The sequence below is a fragment of the Acinetobacter sp. GRABPA_MV_2 genome, from assembly GCF_056725885.1.
The window spans coordinates 136,124-152,998 of sequence record NZ_JBWZNA010000008.1; the positions used below are offsets into that span (position 1 = coordinate 136,124).

At 37.6% G+C, this 16,875-nt stretch carries 12 protein-coding genes; 11 read left to right on the forward strand and 1 reads right to left on the reverse strand.

Features of this window, described 5'->3' with window-relative positions; genetic code table 11:
• The first annotated feature begins 493 nt into the window (after nucleotides 1-493).
• The 4 genes from ACXM0J_RS09430 (at nucleotide 494) to ACXM0J_RS09445 (ending at nucleotide 6,141) form a co-directional block, all read left to right on the forward strand.
• On the forward strand, nucleotides 494-2,218 hold the full coding sequence (locus ACXM0J_RS09430) for an acetolactate synthase 3 large subunit (protein ID WP_086265025.1): 1,725 nt from the start codon (nucleotides 494-496) through the stop codon (nucleotides 2,216-2,218).
• The gene (gene ilvN / locus ACXM0J_RS09435) at nucleotides 2,218-2,709 is read left to right on the forward strand and encodes an acetolactate synthase small subunit (RefSeq protein WP_086265024.1); all 492 of its coding nucleotides are present in this window, start codon (nucleotides 2,218-2,220) and stop codon (nucleotides 2,707-2,709) included. The genes ACXM0J_RS09430 and ilvN overlap by 1 nt, the downstream gene beginning before the upstream one ends.
• Before the next feature lie 32 nt (nucleotides 2,710-2,741).
• Nucleotides 2,742-3,758, forward strand: a complete 1,017-nt coding sequence (ilvC, locus tag ACXM0J_RS09440) for a ketol-acid reductoisomerase (protein WP_004698717.1) — start codon at nucleotides 2,742-2,744, stop codon at nucleotides 3,756-3,758.
• A gap of 328 nt (nucleotides 3,759-4,086) precedes the next feature.
• Nucleotides 4,087-6,141, forward strand: coding sequence for a bifunctional diguanylate cyclase/phosphodiesterase (locus tag ACXM0J_RS09445; RefSeq protein WP_086265023.1), 2,055 nt, complete (start codon nucleotides 4,087-4,089; stop codon nucleotides 6,139-6,141).
• A 356-nt stretch (nucleotides 6,142-6,497) separates the two neighbouring features.
• On the opposite strand, the gene ACXM0J_RS09450 is transcribed toward ACXM0J_RS09445, so the two are convergent.
• Nucleotides 6,498-7,070, reverse strand: a complete 573-nt coding sequence (locus tag ACXM0J_RS09450) for a TetR/AcrR family transcriptional regulator (protein WP_086265022.1) — start codon at nucleotides 7,068-7,070, stop codon at nucleotides 6,498-6,500.
• Between the two features lie 327 nt (nucleotides 7,071-7,397).
• Between ACXM0J_RS09450 and ACXM0J_RS09455 the strand changes: the two genes are divergently transcribed.
• From ACXM0J_RS09455 to ACXM0J_RS09485, 7 genes are all read left to right on the forward strand, one after another.
• Nucleotides 7,398-8,261 carry a hypothetical protein gene (locus ACXM0J_RS09455; protein WP_479750457.1) on the forward strand — a complete coding sequence of 288 codons (864 nt, stop codon included), beginning with the start codon at nucleotides 7,398-7,400 and terminating at the stop codon, nucleotides 8,259-8,261.
• Nucleotides 8,262-8,492: 231 nt separating this feature from the next.
• A complete protein-coding gene (locus ACXM0J_RS09460) occupies nucleotides 8,493-10,085 on the forward strand; it encodes a peptide chain release factor 3 (protein ID WP_002117155.1) in 1,593 nt (530 codons plus the stop codon).
• Between the two features lie 69 nt (nucleotides 10,086-10,154).
• Nucleotides 10,155-10,997, forward strand: a complete 843-nt coding sequence (locus ACXM0J_RS09465; RefSeq protein ID WP_086265020.1) for a hypothetical protein — start codon at nucleotides 10,155-10,157, stop codon at nucleotides 10,995-10,997.
• A gap of 90 nt (nucleotides 10,998-11,087) precedes the next feature.
• The gene (locus ACXM0J_RS09470; protein WP_086265019.1) at nucleotides 11,088-12,029 is read left to right on the forward strand and encodes an RsiV family protein; all 942 of its coding nucleotides are present in this window, start codon (nucleotides 11,088-11,090) and stop codon (nucleotides 12,027-12,029) included.
• Entirely contained in the window at nucleotides 12,029-12,841 is an 813-nt protein-coding gene (locus tag ACXM0J_RS09475) for a TatD family hydrolase (protein WP_086265018.1), read from the forward strand. Before ACXM0J_RS09470 ends, ACXM0J_RS09475 begins: the two co-directional genes overlap by 1 nt.
• Before the next feature lie 124 nt (nucleotides 12,842-12,965).
• Nucleotides 12,966-15,722 carry an aconitate hydratase AcnA gene (gene acnA, locus ACXM0J_RS09480; protein WP_086265017.1) on the forward strand — a complete coding sequence of 919 codons (2,757 nt, stop codon included), beginning with the start codon at nucleotides 12,966-12,968 and terminating at the stop codon, nucleotides 15,720-15,722.
• Between the two features lie 328 nt (nucleotides 15,723-16,050).
• On the forward strand, nucleotides 16,051-16,812 hold the full coding sequence (locus ACXM0J_RS09485) for a tRNA threonylcarbamoyladenosine dehydratase (protein WP_086265016.1): 762 nt from the start codon (nucleotides 16,051-16,053) through the stop codon (nucleotides 16,810-16,812).
• Nucleotides 16,813-16,875 lie beyond the last annotated feature (63 nt).

A 16,875-nucleotide genomic window follows, 5' to 3' on the forward strand; every position in this document is an offset into this window, starting at 1 on the left:
AAATCGACAAAAATGCAGTTTTGGGATGGATTTATTTTCCGTTAAAAATTAAACAAGAATAAACCTGAAAAAAGCGGGGTAGCCATAAAAAAAGAAAAGTGGAAAAATCAAATAAGATGAAAAAATAGTCAGTTAAAAAATAATCAGTTAAAAAATAATCATAGAAAAGTGTTTCTTTAATCTTGACTTTAGTGAATTAAACAACAAAAATGCTTCCTTTAGTTTTATATGCGATTATTTGATCACCCTTCGAATAACCGTCATGTTTTGTAATAGACATTCTCTCTAGCCGAGAGATTGATTTTACTTAAAGTATGTATATCCAGACATGCTTTATTAATGTTAAAAAAGCTTATACGGCTGAAAAACAGAAATTTTTCTATTGCAACGAAAACTAGACAATATGTGTGCTATAACAGTGCAGACAATTCAATGAATGAAACACTATTTGTGCCTTCCATAAATAGTGATAAAGATTTTAGGGTGAATCACGTTGGAACTTTTATCTGGTGGTGAAATGCTCGTTCGTGCTCTTGCGGACGAAGGCGTTGAACATGTTTTTGGTTATCCAGGCGGCGCTGTATTACATATTTATGATGCGCTATTTCAACAAGACAAAATCAATCATTACCTCGTACGTCATGAACAAGCTGCTGGTCATATGGCAGATGCTTACTCGCGTGCTACAGGTAAGACTGGCGTAGTACTGGTCACTTCTGGACCTGGCGCAACTAATACTGTGACTCCAATTGCAACAGCTTATATGGACTCAATCCCAATGGTGATTTTGTCTGGCCAGGTTGCATCACATCTTATTGGTGAAGACGCTTTCCAAGAAACTGATATGGTGGGTATTTCACGTCCGATCGTGAAACACAGCTTCCAAGTTCGTCACGCAAGTGAAATTCCTGCAATTATCAAAAAAGCATTTTATATCGCATCAAGTGGTCGCCCTGGTCCAGTTGTAGTTGATATTCCTAAAGATGCGACAAATCCTGCAGAAAAATTTGCGTACGAATACCCTGAAAAAGTGAAGATGCGTTCTTATCAGCCACCTTCACGTGGTCATTCAGGTCAAATTCGTAAAGCGATTGATGAGCTTTTAAGTGCAAAACGCCCTGTAATTTATACGGGTGGTGGTGTTGTTCAAGGTAATGCATCGGCATTATTGACTGAGCTCGCGCATTTACTAGGTTATCCAGTAACTAACACACTTATGGGCCTTGGTGGCTTCCCTGGCGATGATCCACAGTTTGTGGGTATGTTGGGTATGCACGGTACTTATGAAGCAAATATGGCCATGCATAATGCTGATGTCATTCTTGCAATTGGTGCGCGTTTTGATGACCGAGTAACCAATAACCCAGCAAAATTCTGTGTGAATGCTAAAGTTATTCATATTGATATTGATCCGGCGAGCATTTCAAAAACAATTATGGCGCACATTCCAATTGTAGGGGCAGTTGAGCCTGTACTACAGGAAATGTTGACGCAATTGAAACAATTAAATGTGTCTAAGCCAAACCCTGAAGCAATTGCTGCGTGGTGGGATCAAATTAATGAATGGCGTAAAGTTCATGGCTTAAAGTTTGAAACCCCGACTGATGGCACAATGAAGCCGCAGCAAGTTGTTGAAGCTTTATATAAAGTCACTAATGGTGATGCCATTATTACTTCGGATGTTGGCCAACACCAAATGTTTGGTGCGTTGTATTACAAATACAAACGTCCACGTCAATGGATTAACTCAGGCGGTTTAGGCACCATGGGCGTAGGTTTACCTTATGCAATGGCTGCTAAGCTTGCTTTCCCTGATCAACAAGTTGTTTGTATTACTGGCGAAGCTTCAATTCAAATGTGTATTCAAGAGCTTTCAACATGTAAGCAATACGGCATGAATGTGAAGATCTTGTGCTTGAATAACCGTGCTTTAGGTATGGTGAAACAGTGGCAAGATATGAACTATGAAGGTCGTCACTCAAGCTCATACGTTGAATCATTGCCTGATTTTGGCAAGTTGATGGAAGCTTATGGTCACGTTGGTATTCAGATTGATCATGCTGATGAACTAGAGTCGAAGCTTGCTGAAGCAATGGCGATTAATGATAAATGTGTATTCATTAATGTCATGGTGGATCGCACAGAACATGTTTATCCAATGCTGATCGCAGGTCAGTCTATGAAGGATATGTGGTTAGGTAAAGGGGAGCGTACATAATGAGACATATTATTTCTGTACTCGTTGAAAACGAAGCTGGTGCGCTTTCTCGCCTTGTTGGTTTATTTAGCCAACGTGGATATAACATTGAAACACTTAATGTTGCGCCAACCGAAGACCCGACTTTGTCACGCTTAACATTAACAACTTATGGTGATGACCATAAGATTGAACAGGTTACAAAGCAGCTCAATAAACTTGTTGAAGTTGTAAAAGTAGTTGATTTATCAGAAGGTTCACACATTGAGCGTGAACTGATGTTGATTAAAGTAAAAGCGTTAGGTGCTTCACGTGCTGAAATTAAGCGAACAGCGGATATTTTCCGTGCGCAAATTGTAGACGTGACACCCACTACCTATACCATTCAAATAGCAGGGACAACTGAAAAATTAGATGGTTTTATCGATGCGCTTGCAGAAAACACTATTCTAGAAGTCGTTCGTTCAGGTGTATCTGGTATCGCCCGTGGCGAAAAAGTATTAGCCATTTAATTTTTTAAAAAGTATTTTAGCGGAGAACACAAATGCAAATTTTTTACGATAAAGACTGTGACTTATCAATCATCCAAGGCAAGAAAGTAGCGATTATTGGTTACGGTTCTCAAGGTCATGCTCATGCACTTAACCTTAAAGACTCAGGCGTAGACGTAACTGTAGGTTTACGTGCAGGTTCAGCTTCTTGGAAGAAAGCTGAAAATGCAGGTCTTAAAGTTGCAGAAGTTCCTGCTGCTGTTAAGCAAGCTGACCTCGTAATGATTTTGACTCCAGATGAATTCCAATCACAACTTTACCGTGACGTGATTGAGCCAAACATCAAAGAAGGCGCGACGCTTGCATTTGCTCATGGCTTCTCTGTTCTTTACAACCAAGTTGTTCCACGTAAAGACCTAGATGTAATCATGGTTGCTCCGAAAGCACCTGGTCACACTGTACGTTCAGAGTTCCAACGTGGTTCAGGTGTTCCTGACCTAATCGCAATCCACCAAGATGCTTCTGGTAATGCACGTAACGTTGCTCTTTCTTATGCTTCTGGCGTAGGTGGCGGCCGTACTGGTATTATCGAAACTTCATTCCGCGAAGAAACTGAAACTGACTTATTCGGTGAGCAAGCAGTTCTTTGTGGTGGTGCGGTTGAATTAGTGAAAATGGGCTTCGAAACTTTAGTTGAAGCTGGTTATGCACCAGAAATGGCTTACTTCGAATGTTTACACGAGCTTAAATTGATCGTTGACTTAATGTTCGAAGGCGGTATCGCTGACATGAACTACTCAGTATCTAACAATGCTGAATACGGTGAATATGTAACGGGTGTTGAAGTAATCAACGAACAATCTCGTGAAGCAATGCGTAATGCGTTGAAACGTATTCAATCTGGCGAATACGCGAAGATGTTCATTCAAGAGGGTGCATTAAATTACCCATCTATGACTGCTCGTCGTCGTCAAAATGCTGCACATGGTATTGAAGTAACTGGTAATAAGTTACGTGCGATGATGCCTTGGATTCAAGCGAACAAAATCGTAGATAAAGAGAAAAACTAATTTTCTTTATCTGAAGCGTTAAAAAAAAACCCTGCTTTAAGCAGGGTTTTTTATTTATATTATTTTTATTGAATGAGAAAATTGCCCTTGAGGCAACTTGACTAGATTAAATAAATCCTATATTTTTCATATAATTGGCTGCTTAAATTTTATTTACTTTATTGATTTATAAAGTAAAAAATACTTGACCAAAAGATAGATAATGTTATTGTTTATAACTGACTGAATAAGTCAAATTTACTAAAATTTCTTTAACATGTTTAATTGTATTTTGGGCAATGAGTTGAACAAAATAAAAAAAAGTATTGAATAATCATGGAAGTCCAATATGGGTCATGTTGATTACGATAGCACATTGATCGTCGGCTCTTTTATTGCAGCTGGCTTCATTTGCTATATTGTAATTTCCATGGAGCAGCTAATATTCAAGCAAGTCTATAAGAAATTTGAGTCTTTAATTTTATTTATCAATGGTTTGCTACTCGCATTAGCAATTAGTATCGTCCATATTGTTGGTATACAAGCTTATCATCTGTTTGATACAACTAACTCTAATATTCCTTTAATTGCAGTTTCTTATGCCATCAGTGCTTTGTTATCTTGCATTGCGATGTGGTTGACTTCACGTTTTACACTCCCTTTATTCAGACTCATTCTGAGCTCGATTATCATGGGAATTGGAATTTCAGCCTCATATTACATTAGCATGCTAGGTTGGAATATTAATGTTTATAAAAAAGATTACACTTCGTTTTTACTTTTATTTTCTGTATTAATTGCAATGAGTGGTTCAGGGCTAGCATTTTTATTAGCCTATAAATTAAAAGATACGGAACGATACCGTTTAACTTTAAAAGTCGCATTTTCAGTTATGATGACCCTAAGTATTATGGGAATGCACTATACAGCACTTATCGCGACAAATATTACTGATAAATTTATTAGCCAATATCAGGCTGAACATGATTTATTATTATTTACAATTATTTTAGTTACGTGTTTGGTGCTCGTAGCAAGTTTTATTGTTGCCATGTTGGAGCAACGTCTCACTCAGCAAAATTTAGAGTTGCGCAAGGCAAATAAAGAATTAGCTAACTTATCTATACAAGACAATTTAACCAAATTACCTAATCGCCTTTATTTGGTTGATTATGCAGAAGTATTACTTTCAGATCACCGATATAAAGACCAAAAAATTGCTTTCTTATATATTGATTTAGACCGATTTAAATCAGTGAATGATGCATTCGGGCATCATGTAGGAGATCAATTACTGATTCAAATGGCAAACCGTTTACACTGGCAACTCAATGAAAAATGTAAACTGCTTAGGATCGGTGGTGATGAGTTTTTACTGATTGCAGAAAATACAAATGCAGAAGAAGCAGTTATTTTGGCTGAGAAAGTTCTGCAACTAATTCAGGAAAGTTATCAAATTTCAGGTAAAGAAATTAATATTTCTGCAAGCTTAGGCGTAGCACTATTCCCTGAACATGGACAAAATGTTCAGGATCTACTTATGAATGCTGATGCCGCGATGCTCATGTCTAAAGAGCAAGGCCGGAATACTTACACCATCTTTAGTTATTCAACCCATCAACAAGAAACGAGAAGTCAGTCAAAACTGATTAATGACCTTTATAAAGCCGTAGAAGAAAAGCAGTTTATTTTATATTACCAACCAAAATTTAACACGAATCTTGAAGTCTGTGGTGTTGAAGCATTAATTCGTTGGAATCATCCAGCTTTAGGTATACTCACGCCGCATATGTTTATAGAAGGTGCAGAAAAAACGGGTTTGATCATTCCAATGGGATATTGGGCACTCGAACAAGCTTGTCTACAAATTCAGGAGTGGGAACGTAGTAACACCCCATTTTATCCAGTCGCAGTAAACCTATCTGCACTACAGTTCGAAAATAAAAAGTTATTTAGTACACTGGAAGGATTATTAAAAAAATATCAGATTCAACCTCACCATTTAATTGTTGAGATTACTGAATCGACAGCAATGCGTCATATTGACTTGAGTATTCGAGCTTGTGAGCGGCTACGTGATATGGGTATTCGGGTCGCAATTGATGATTTTGGAACAGGCCATTCAAGCTTTTTGTATTTAAAAGATTTACCTGTAGATGAGTTGAAAATTGATCGTGGCTTTATTGTTGATTTAAAGCCGGGCTCTAAAGAAGAAGTTATTCTAGAAAGTATTATACATTTAGCTAAAAAGTTAGGCTTAACTGTAACAGCAGAAGGGGTGGAAACCCAGCAACAGGTTGAGATTTTAACGCGTTTAGGGTGTCAACAGTTCCAAGGTTATTTGTTGGGAATGCCAGTTCAAGTCGATGAACTCATTGAGTCTCAAGGGGCTCACTTCGCTTAATATAATCTATCATCAATTTTGTAATTTATATTCTTAAAATAAATAATTAAGATAATGCTAGTTTTTGAAAGATATTTATATGTTTTTAAAATTAATATACTGTGAGTATAAAGTATTGCTAATAAATTAATGGATATATTCTATAAAGAATAAAAGTTTAAATAGATTTTTATGGAGTATTGTGAAGTATGTATAATAATTAGAGTTAATTAAAATATTCACTTTTATAAAATATAAATATCTTAATTTTAGTGATTTAGTGATTGTTTTTAGTTGGTGGAGTTGGAGATTGAACCCCACCGGATTAAAAATATTTTATATCTTATTAAAATATAAAAGTTTAATTGAGTTGTAAATTAAATAGCTACACACTCTTGAGTTGTTTTGAACTCAATAAGTTTATTTATATAAGACCATGTTTCTTCTGAGTTAATCTTTTTTTTGTTTATGGTGCCATCAATTATGATTCCATCTACGATGTTAAGAAAAAGTCCAGTTAGTATTTTTGTATTTTCTACTTCTAACTCCGAAAGGGCTGAAAAAACCAATGAGTAAATCCACTCCCGATACTCATTAATTTGATGCTTAATAGAGGGATATAGTTGCATGACTTCGATGGTCGCTTTTTTAAATAAGCAGCCATTAAAGTCATCTGTATTAATCCAATCAATATACCAGCTAAATATTTTCTTTAGTTTAATTAACGGGTTATTGGTGTTTTTTATTTTTTCCAATATTGAATATTGGATCTCTAAGTTTCTCTTATAAAGACATTCTTCAATTAAAGCTTCTTTAGAGGCAAAGTATTTATAAAAAGTCATTTTTGCAACATTTGATTCGGCAATAATGCGATCAACTCCAACGGAAGTATAGCTTTTTTGGTTAAAGAGGGCTGTTGCTGTTGTTATAATATTTTCTCTTTTTGTCATCGGGTTCCCCGTTACGGATATTTTTTGATTAAGTTTGCTATTGTAAAGTGTATAAGCTTAAATAAAACTTATTTTATAATATTTAAAAAATTATATTTATTCAATAGCTTGGTAAATTTAAAAAAACAACATATTATATATTTAATTGGCAATAGTTTACTTTTTTAAATATTATTAATTAATCCGTTGATTTGTTGAGATAATACACATAGTATCAACTTGTTAAGTATAGGTGTACGGAATTTATTTTAGCAATTGAATGCAAAATTGGAATAAAGGGAAAGCCTGTAACTTAACTATAAGAAAAACTTTTTACAGAGAATCATTATGTTAAAAAAATTTGAAGACTTTAATAATCCAAGAGAAAAAGCATTGCAGGGGATGAGAAATAGTATTCCTGCAAAACAATGGGATGAAAATTTACAATTTCTTCAACAGTTAAGAAAAACAATTGCAGAATTACCAGTTTGTAAGCATCCTGCTATCGAATTTTTAAACAGTGGATATCTTGATAAGCAAAGTTTAATACGTATTCATTTGGAATATCGTCATGCGATAGTGCAAATTTTTACTGATGCTTTATTAAAGGCTCAGTTTTTGACAAAGCAGTTGGAACCTAAACTCCATTCTGGAGCTAAAATGTTTCCAAGGGTATTATTAAGTTTAAATATACTTGATGAGTTTGGTTTTCGTCCCGGGCTAGATAAAGATAATTACTATTTGGGGAATCCTGAATATGCTCATTATCCTTTATATGAAGATTTACTTAATGATTATGGCTTAACAGAAGATGATCGCCGTAATTATAGACCATCAAAATTTGCTGATCAGGTTAGGTCATTTTTAGAGTCTTCTTATGATAGCTATATTAATGTTGTGGCGTTATTAGCTGTTGCGGAAGAAGAAGTCATTCTTTTTAGTCCTCCATTACGACAAGCAACCAAATTTGTGAATATTGATGTTGAAGGTGGGGGTTATTACCATGTTCATGGGGTATCTACTGATGAAGCATCAGAGACTGCTGACGATGATCATGAAGATGACCTTTGGTTCGCGTTAGCGCAAGCAATTACAAAAGATGATTATGAAAGCTTAACCAAGTTATGTATTGATTATTGTGCTTTATGGAATGAATTCTGGGATGCACAAATTGCGGATGTCCAATTTATTGAAGAAAAAAAACTGGCATAACTATTCTACTAATTCTTAAAAAAGCTCATCTACGATCAGATGGGCTTTTTTATTATAAAATTTCTAAGACGCTAAGCCATATTTTAAAAAAAGTATTTAAAAAGCTTATGAGTGGCTCATGGGTTATCAACAACCATTAAACACTTCTATAAATCTGCTACAATTACGCCAATTTTTATTTTGATCGACTTTAGGTCTTTGGCACTGCAATCTCCGCAGTAGGTGTATTTCATGAGTTTTAAAGATGAGTTAGCGGCACAGGTTGCTCAACGCCGCACATTTGCCATCATTTCCCACCCCGATGCCGGTAAAACAACCATGACAGAGAAATTACTGTTATGGGGTAAAGCAATTCAAGTTGCAGGGATGGTAAAAAGCCGTAAATCTGACCGCGCAGCTACATCTGACTGGATGGAAATGGAAAAAGAGCGTGGGATTTCCATTACCACTTCGGTTATGCAGTTCCCATATAAAGGTCATACTATTAACTTGCTTGATACACCAGGGCATGAAGACTTCTCTGAAGATACTTATCGTACTCTAACCGCTGTTGACTCGGCACTTATGGTGATTGACGGTGCAAAAGGTGTCGAAGAACGTACCATCAAATTGATGGAAGTTTGTCGTATGCGTGACACTCCTATCATTTCATTTGTAAACAAGATGGACCGCGAGATTCGTGAACCACTTGAGTTGCTGGATGAAATTGAGAATGTCCTTAATATTCGTTGTGTACCTATTACATGGCCATTAGGGATGGGACGTGATTTTGCGGGTGTATACAACATTCTTGAGAATAAGTTGTATGTCTACAAAGCAGGCTTTGGCTCAACGATTACAGATATTGAAGTACGTGAAGGTTATGACCACGCAGATATCCGTGAAAAAGTAGGTGAGTTGGCTTGGGCATCTTTTGAAGAGTCACTTGAACTCGTACAAATGGCGAACGAACCTTTAGACCGCGAATTATTTTTACAAGGTAAACAAACTCCAGTTCTATTTGGTACAGCATTAGGTAACTTTGGTGTTGACCATGTATTAGATGCATTTATGAATTGGGCACCAGAACCTAAAGCTCATCCAACACAAGAGCGTGTTGTTGATGCAAAAGAAGAAGGCTTTTCTGGTTTCGTATTTAAAATTCAAGCAAATATGGATCCGAAACACCGTGACCGTATTGCCTTTATGCGTATTTGCTCAGGTAAATACGAGAAAGGTTTGAAAATGAATCATGTACGTATTGGTAAAGATGTTCGTATTAGTGATGCATTGACATTCCTTGCGGGTGAGCGTGAGCACTTAGAAGAAGCGTGGCCAGGTGATATTATTGGTTTACATAACCATGGCACAATTCAAATTGGTGATACTTTCACTAGCGGTGAAAACTTGCACTTCACAGGTATTCCTCACTTTGCTCCAGAAATGTTCCGCCGTGTACGTTTGAAAGATCCATTAAAGTCAAAGCAGTTGCAAAAAGGTTTGAAAGAGTTGTCTGAAGAAGGCGCAACTCAGGTATTTATGCCACAAATTAGCAATGATTTGATCGTGGGTGCTGTGGGTGTACTTCAGTTTGATGTGGTTGCTTACCGTCTGAAAGAAGAATATAAAGTTGACTGTGTTTACGAGCCTGTAAGTGTAAATACTGTGCGTTGGATTCATTGTGATGATGACAAGATTCTCAATGAATTTAAGAAAAAAGCACATGATCAACTTTCTATCGATGGTGGTGGTCACTTAACTTATCTTGCGCCAAGTCGTGTGAACTTGCAGATTATGCAAGAGCGTTGGCCTGATATTCAGTTCCGTAACACACGTGAACACTAATCTTTAAGATTTGACAGACAGCTTCGAACAGAAGCTGTTTTGTTTTGAAAAATAAGAAAGGATGATGAAATGAATTTGAATAGAAAGACAGTTATTGCACTTTTAGTTGCGGTAATCATATTACTTTTGGCTATTTGCCTTTTTGTCTGGAAAAGCTCTCAACCTTCATCATCTTCTCAAATAAAATCAGCTTCTACCCAAAATCAAAATATAGAGAAAGCTGAAGTACTACCATTTCTAAACTTGCAGCAAGTAAAAGCTGATTATGCTTTACCATTTTGTGAGAAGAAAAATTGTATTGATGTCGATATTCAAACGATAAAGACCCAAGATGCATGGCTAAATGAATGGATCGCGAAAAGTCAGGCTAAGGTAATTCAAGATCAAATTGATTTGAAAAAAGACTTAAGTTTGCAGCAAGCCATTAATGCTTATGTTAAAAAGTCTGATGAATGGCAAGATAAATATTCAAAGAATCGGGCTTACGAATTGCATCTGCATACACGTATTGCATCGCAGCGTAACCAATACGTTTTATTGCAATTAGGACTTGATACCAAGCAAGAGGAGCTTACGATCAAAGATCGTTATTACTTTTTTGTGGCCGACCGAAAACTGCATAAGAGCTTAACTTTGTTAGAGGTTTTAAAAAAGGATCAGCAAACGACTGTGCATCAAATGGTGCAGGTCGCATATCAAGATTGGTTAAAAAAGCAGACTGCTGACATAAAAAAAGAAGCACCAAAAACTTTATATTGGGGGCAGGCAGATTGGTTCTTTGATGGAGAAGGGGTTGGCTTACATTATCAGGCAAACCAGATTACTAAAGAAGCTCCACAGCTCGATATTTATTTATCTAAAGAACAGACCAAAAAAATATTACAACCCGAGGTTTATGAACAAATGTTTTAAGATGGTAGTAGAATTTGCAACCTCTATTTATATGCGCTAATTTCTTAGAAAGGCATAGCGTAATCTCCTTAGAATAAAAGGCAAAATATGATGTTATCTTCTAAAGCTTCACTGCGATTAACTTTGCTTGCTTCTGCTATATTTTTGGCAGCATGCCAACCTAAAGCTGATCCTAAGGATTCTCAAGAGCAGCAGAAACCAGCAGTCGAGGAACAAAAGCCAGTAGAGTTGACTTTGAAGGGTGAAACAATTCCTAGTAAGGTGGTTTTACCTGATTGTGATGGTAAAACTTGTCCAGAATTTACGGTAGAGCGCTTACAGAGTAATTTCCCTTTTATTGACAAAATTATAGATCAACAAATCTTAAATACATTAAATCAAATTTTAGAAATTGCTGAACCTGATGCTAAGAATACGCAAGCGGAACAAAAAGCAGAAGCTTCAGCGGCAGCGGGTGCAGAGCAAAAAAATAGCTTTGATACACAGGTCCAACGCTATGCAAATTCATTTATTGATCTAGATAATGAGTTAAAAGCTTTAAGTAGTAATCATCAGATTAATCTTTTAGTTAAACCTAAGATTTTGCAGGCTCAAGGTAAAGTTGTAACTGTAGTGCTTAATAGTAGTAGCTATTTAGGAGGGGCTCATGGCTCTGCTGCACAGCATTATTATAATTTTGATTTAAAAGAGCAAAAGCAAATTAAGCTTGAAGATTTATTACGCCCTCAGCAAAAAGCAAGTTTAGAGAAGTTAGCTCATGAAGCCTTTAAGACATGGGTAACGGACTCTAAATTGGCTGATAATGTTGCTGACTATGAACAAGCATGGCCATTTAAATTATCTAATAACTTCTTGCTGGGTGAGCAAGGTTTAATCCTTCAATACGGTGAGTATGAAATTGGACCATATGTGGTTGGACTCCCTCGATTAGTCATTCCTTATGATCAATTGCAAGATGTGTTGAAAGAGGAATATTTGCCACAGCCTAAAGCTAAACCAGCTTCGGCACCAGTTGCAAAAAGTGCTGGCTAATGCATTTGTTTGATACTCATACCCATTTCGATGTTGCCGATTTTGATGAAGATCGGCAGCAATTAGCATTTAATGCTAAAAAAGCTGGAGTTGATGCATTAGTCTTAATTGGGTTTGTGCAGTCACGTTTTGATGAGTTGGTGCAAACTCATCATCAGTTAAAAAGCTGGGAAAATGTGCCTGCTTCATATTTAGCACCAGGTTTACACCCGTTTTATATTGAGCAGCATCAACCAGAACATTTGACTCATCTTGAACACATCTTGCAGCAAGAAAATTGTGTGGCAGTGGGTGAAATTGGCTTGGATACTTTTTTAAAAGAACATAAGCAGCCAGATGTATATGCAAAGCAAAAACAATATTTTGCAGATCAGTTAGAGCTGGCAACCCAATACCAAAAACCAGTGTTACTCCACATTCGAAAAGCGCATGGTGATGTGCTTGCTATATTAAAATCTCAAAAATTTAAATTGGGAGGCATTGCTCATGCATTTAGTGGTGGGGTAGAAGAGGCAAAGGGTCTTATTAAGCTTGGTTTTAAAATTGGTGTAACGGGGCAAATTACCAACCCAAATGCGAAAAAGCTTCATACTGTGGTAAATGCTATAGGTGCCGAGCACTTGGTGATTGAAACAGATTGCCCAGATATGACACCGCTTTGTTGTCAAACCTCAACTGAACAGCGTACTCGTAATACCCCTGTTAATTTGCCTTATGTTTTACAAAGTTTGGCCGAAAATTTAAACATGCGTGAGTCAGATTTAGCTGAGTTACTGTGGAAAAACTCTCAATCTGCTTTGAAATTATCGTAATAAAAATCAAAGATTAGAAATAGTAACTAAAACAAAACACAGCGATTAGAAAAGAAGCTTAAAGTAAGAAAACAACATGTAAAAACGTGAAAAATAACATTGCCAGACATGGGAGGATAACCCAATGGCTAAGTATAGCAATATCAATAGTTTTAATGCTTTACAGACGCTAACAGTAGGTTCCAGCAATTATCAGATTTTTAGCTTAACCCAAGCCGAGAAAAAGCTAGGTGACATTGCCAGACTGCCGAAATCATTAAAAGTACTGTTGGAAAACTTATTACGGTTTGAAGATCAACATAGTGTTAAAACGGAACACATTCATGCTTTAGCTGAGTGGCTAAAAAACCGTAGTTCCGATCAAGAAATTCAATATCGACCTGCACGGGTTCTAATGCAAGATTTTACCGGTGTTCCCGCTGTAGTTGACTTGGCTGCAATGCGTGCTGCAATGGCACAAGCGGGTGGCGATCCTGAAAAAATTAATCCGTTATCACCTGTAGACTTAGTGATTGATCACTCGGTGATGGTGGATCATTTTGCTGATGATCAGGCTTTTGAAGAAAACGTTCAGATTGAAATGCAGCGTAATGGCGAGCGATATCAGTTTTTGCGTTGGGGGCAATCTGCTTTTAATAACTTTAGTGTTGTGCCGCCGGGTACGGGGATTTGTCATCAGGTCAATTTAGAATATTTGGCTCAAGCGGTGTGGCTAGGTGAAGATAATGGACAAACCTTTGCTTTCCCTGACACCTTAGTTGGTACAGACTCCCATACCACCATGATCAATGGTTTAGGTGTATTAGGTTGGGGTGTTGGCGGGATTGAGGCCGAAGCTGCTATGTTGGGTCAACCTATCTCTATGCTGATTCCTGAAGTCATTGGTTTTAAATTGACAGGAAAATTACCAGAAGGGATTACTGCAACAGACTTGGTGCTGACTATTACTCAAATGCTTCGTCAAAAAGGTGTCGTGGGTAAATTTGTAGAGTTCTATGGAGATGGCTTAGCCGATCTACCTCTTGCTGACCGTGCAACCATTGCTAACATGGCGCCAGAGTATGGTGCGACTTGTGGCTTCTTTCCGATTGATGAAGTGACATTGGGATATTTGAAATTAACTGGTCGTCAAAGTGATCGTATTGAACTGGTTGAAGCGTATAGCAAAGCACAAGGCTTATGGCGTAACCCTGGTGATGAACCTGTTTTTACAGATACTTTAAGTTTAGATATGGGCACAGTTCAGGCAAGCCTAGCTGGTCCAAAACGTCCACAGGATAAAGTTCTTTTATCTGATGTGCCGAAAACCTTTAATGCTTTAATGGAGTTAACGCTAAAACCGGCTAAAGAAGCTAAAGAGCGTTTAGAAAATGAAGGCGGTGGTGGTACAGCCGTAGAGGCAAAAAAAGCAAATATTCAGCATGAAAGTCCGTCATGTGTGATTGAAGGAAAAGAGTATCCATTAACTCATGGTGATGTTGTTATTTCAGCGATTACCTCTTGTACCAATACTTCTAACCCAAGTGTAATGCTAGCCGCAGGTTTACTTGCAAAAAAAGCGATTGAAAAAGGCTTGCAGCGTAAACCATGGGTGAAAAGTTCACTTGCACCAGGCTCGAAGGTGGTGACGGATTATTTGCTGGCTGCTGGGCTTACACCGTATTTAGATGAGTTGGGCTATAACTTGGTGGGATATGGTTGTACAACCTGTATTGGTAACTCAGGTCCACTACCCGAACCAGTTGAAGAAGCAATCCAATGCCATGATTTAAATGTTGCATCTGTACTTTCTGGTAATCGTAATTTTGAAGGACGCGTACACCCATTAGTTAAGACAAACTGGCTTGCTTCGCCACCTTTGGTAGTCGCTTATGGTCTTGTTGGTAATATTCGTACTGATTTAACTACGCAACCTATTGGGCAGGGTAAAGATGGACAACCTGTTTACTTAAAAGATATCTGGCCAAGTCAGGCTGAAATTGATACTGTCTTACAGAAAGTAAATACAGACATGTTCCATAAAGAATATGCTGCGGTCTTTGATGGTGATGAAAGCTGGCAAGCGATTCAGATTCCAAAAAGTAAAACCTATGAATGGGCTGATGATTCGACTTATATCCGCCACCCGCCGTTCTTTGAGGGCATTGGCGAACCTCCAAAACCAATTAAGAATATTGAACAGGCACGTATCTTGGCAGTGCTTGGTGACTCGGTAACAACTGATCATATTTCACCGGCAGGTAATATCAAAAAAGACAGTCCGGCTGGCCGATATTTGCAAGAGCAAGGTGTTGAACCAAAAGACTTTAACTCTTATGGTTCTCGACGCGGTAATCACGAAGTCATGATGCGAGGCACTTTTGCCAATATTCGTATTAAAAACGAGATGCTAGGTGGTGAAGAGGGTGGTAATACCATTCATGTGCCAAGTGGTGAAAAGCTTGCTATTTATGATGCAGCAATGCGTTATCAACAAGAACATACACCGCTTGTGATAATTGCTGGTAAAGAATATGGAACAGGATCTTCACGTGACTGGGCTGCCAAAGGAACAAACTTGTTAGGCGTGAAGGCTGTCATTGCCGAAAGTTTTGAGCGTATTCACCGTTCAAACTTGGTAGGTATGGGCGTGTTGCCATTGCAGTTTATTGATGGGCAAACTCGACAATCTCTTAACTTAACTGGTCATGAGGTGATATCAATTCGAGGTTTGTCTGATGGCATAGAGCCTCATCAAATACTTGAAGTTGATGTAAAAGGGGCAAATGGGGTTGCTAGCCATTTTAATGTGTTATGTCGAATTGATACGTTAAATGAGGTTGAGTACTTTAAGGCTGGTGGTATTTTGCATTATGTACTTCGAAATTTGATTGCTTCATAGATTGGCTAAGCTTACACAGCCTTATAATGAATGTGTATGAGCTTGTATTGGATTTATAGGCATATCTTTACTTTTTAAGAGGATAAAAAGTAACAAAAATCCTTTGTCGGGCTGATGGTATGTCCTTATACCACAGCCCAACTGGGCGGCATCCGTGCCGCCTGTCACGTTAGTAAATGATGACTTCAGTCTTAAATAATACAATTTATAATGACAGACTTACCGTGAGTTTAAATATCCCAATCCCAAGTTTTCTTTGATCTAAAATACACTTTCTTCTGAAAAGCAGTAAAATACCTCCCGTGTTTTATATCCCCACAGAGTAGCAATGACCGATCTCCAACAAGATGAATATGACCGCCGTTTTGCAGGTGTAGCCAAAGTTTATGGTGATTCATCATTCCAGCACTATGAAAAAAGTCATGTGATGGTGATTGGTATTGGTGGTGTCGGTAGTTGGGCAGTAGAAGCTTTAGCACGTACGGGTATTGGCGAAATTACATTGGTCGATATGGACGTGGTTGCAGCATCAAATGTAAACCGTCAGCTACCTGCAATGACCTCAACATTAGGCTGTGAAAAAGTTGAGATTATGGCAGAGCGTTGTCGCCAAATTAACCCACATATTAGAGTAAATATTATTGATGACTTCTTAACGCCTGAAAATGTCACAGAGCTTTTAAACCCTGTACCAGACATTGTTTTGGACTGCATCGATGACGTTAAAGCTAAACTGGCTTTAATGCTGCATTGTCGTTTTAATAAAATTCCTTTGATTGTTTCAGGTGGAGCAGGTGGTAAGCTCGATCCACTTAAAATTCGCGTGGCCGATCTATCAAAAACAGAGCAAGACCCAATGTTAGCGAAGCTACGTAGTCAACTTCGTGCTCGCGGCATCTGTAAAAAGCCAAAAGAGAAATTTGGTATTACCTGTATTTACTCAATCGATAATCCATTTTCAAGTGCAGATGTCTGCCCATCAGCTGGCCTACGTTGTGGTGGCTATGGTTCAGCGGTAGTAGTGACTTCAAGTTTTGCCATGATTGCTGTGGCTGAAGTTTTGAAAAAGCTTGATTTAAAGAAAGCCTAATTTAAATCTTAAAAGGCATGTGCTTATGTGAGTGCATGCCTTTTATTTTTGAGAAAAGCTATT

Excerpts from the sequence above, each read along its gene's own strand:
- ACXM0J_RS09460 (WP_002117155.1), top strand. The coding sequence starts at position 8,493 with ATGAGTTTTAAAGATGAGTTAGCGGCACAGGTTGCTCAACGCCGCACA.
- ACXM0J_RS09450 (WP_086265022.1), bottom strand. The coding sequence starts at position 7,070 with ATGACAAAAAGAGAAAATATTATAACAACAGCAACAGCCCTCTTTAAC.
- ACXM0J_RS09470 (WP_086265019.1), top strand. The coding sequence starts at position 11,088 with ATGTTATCTTCTAAAGCTTCACTGCGATTAACTTTGCTTGCTTCTGCT.
- ACXM0J_RS09485 (WP_086265016.1), top strand. The coding sequence starts at position 16,051 with ATGACCGATCTCCAACAAGATGAATATGACCGCCGTTTTGCAGGTGTA.
- ACXM0J_RS09465 (WP_086265020.1), top strand. The coding sequence starts at position 10,155 with ATGAATTTGAATAGAAAGACAGTTATTGCACTTTTAGTTGCGGTAATC.
- ACXM0J_RS09445 (WP_086265023.1), top strand. The coding sequence starts at position 4,087 with ATGGGTCATGTTGATTACGATAGCACATTGATCGTCGGCTCTTTTATT.
- ACXM0J_RS09455 (WP_479750457.1), top strand. The coding sequence starts at position 7,398 with ATGTTAAAAAAATTTGAAGACTTTAATAATCCAAGAGAAAAAGCATTG.
- ACXM0J_RS09475 (WP_086265018.1), top strand. The coding sequence starts at position 12,029 with ATGCATTTGTTTGATACTCATACCCATTTCGATGTTGCCGATTTTGAT.
- acnA (WP_086265017.1), top strand. The coding sequence starts at position 12,966 with ATGGCTAAGTATAGCAATATCAATAGTTTTAATGCTTTACAGACGCTA.
- ilvC (WP_004698717.1), top strand. The coding sequence starts at position 2,742 with ATGCAAATTTTTTACGATAAAGACTGTGACTTATCAATCATCCAAGGC.
- ilvN (WP_086265024.1), top strand. The coding sequence starts at position 2,218 with ATGAGACATATTATTTCTGTACTCGTTGAAAACGAAGCTGGTGCGCTT.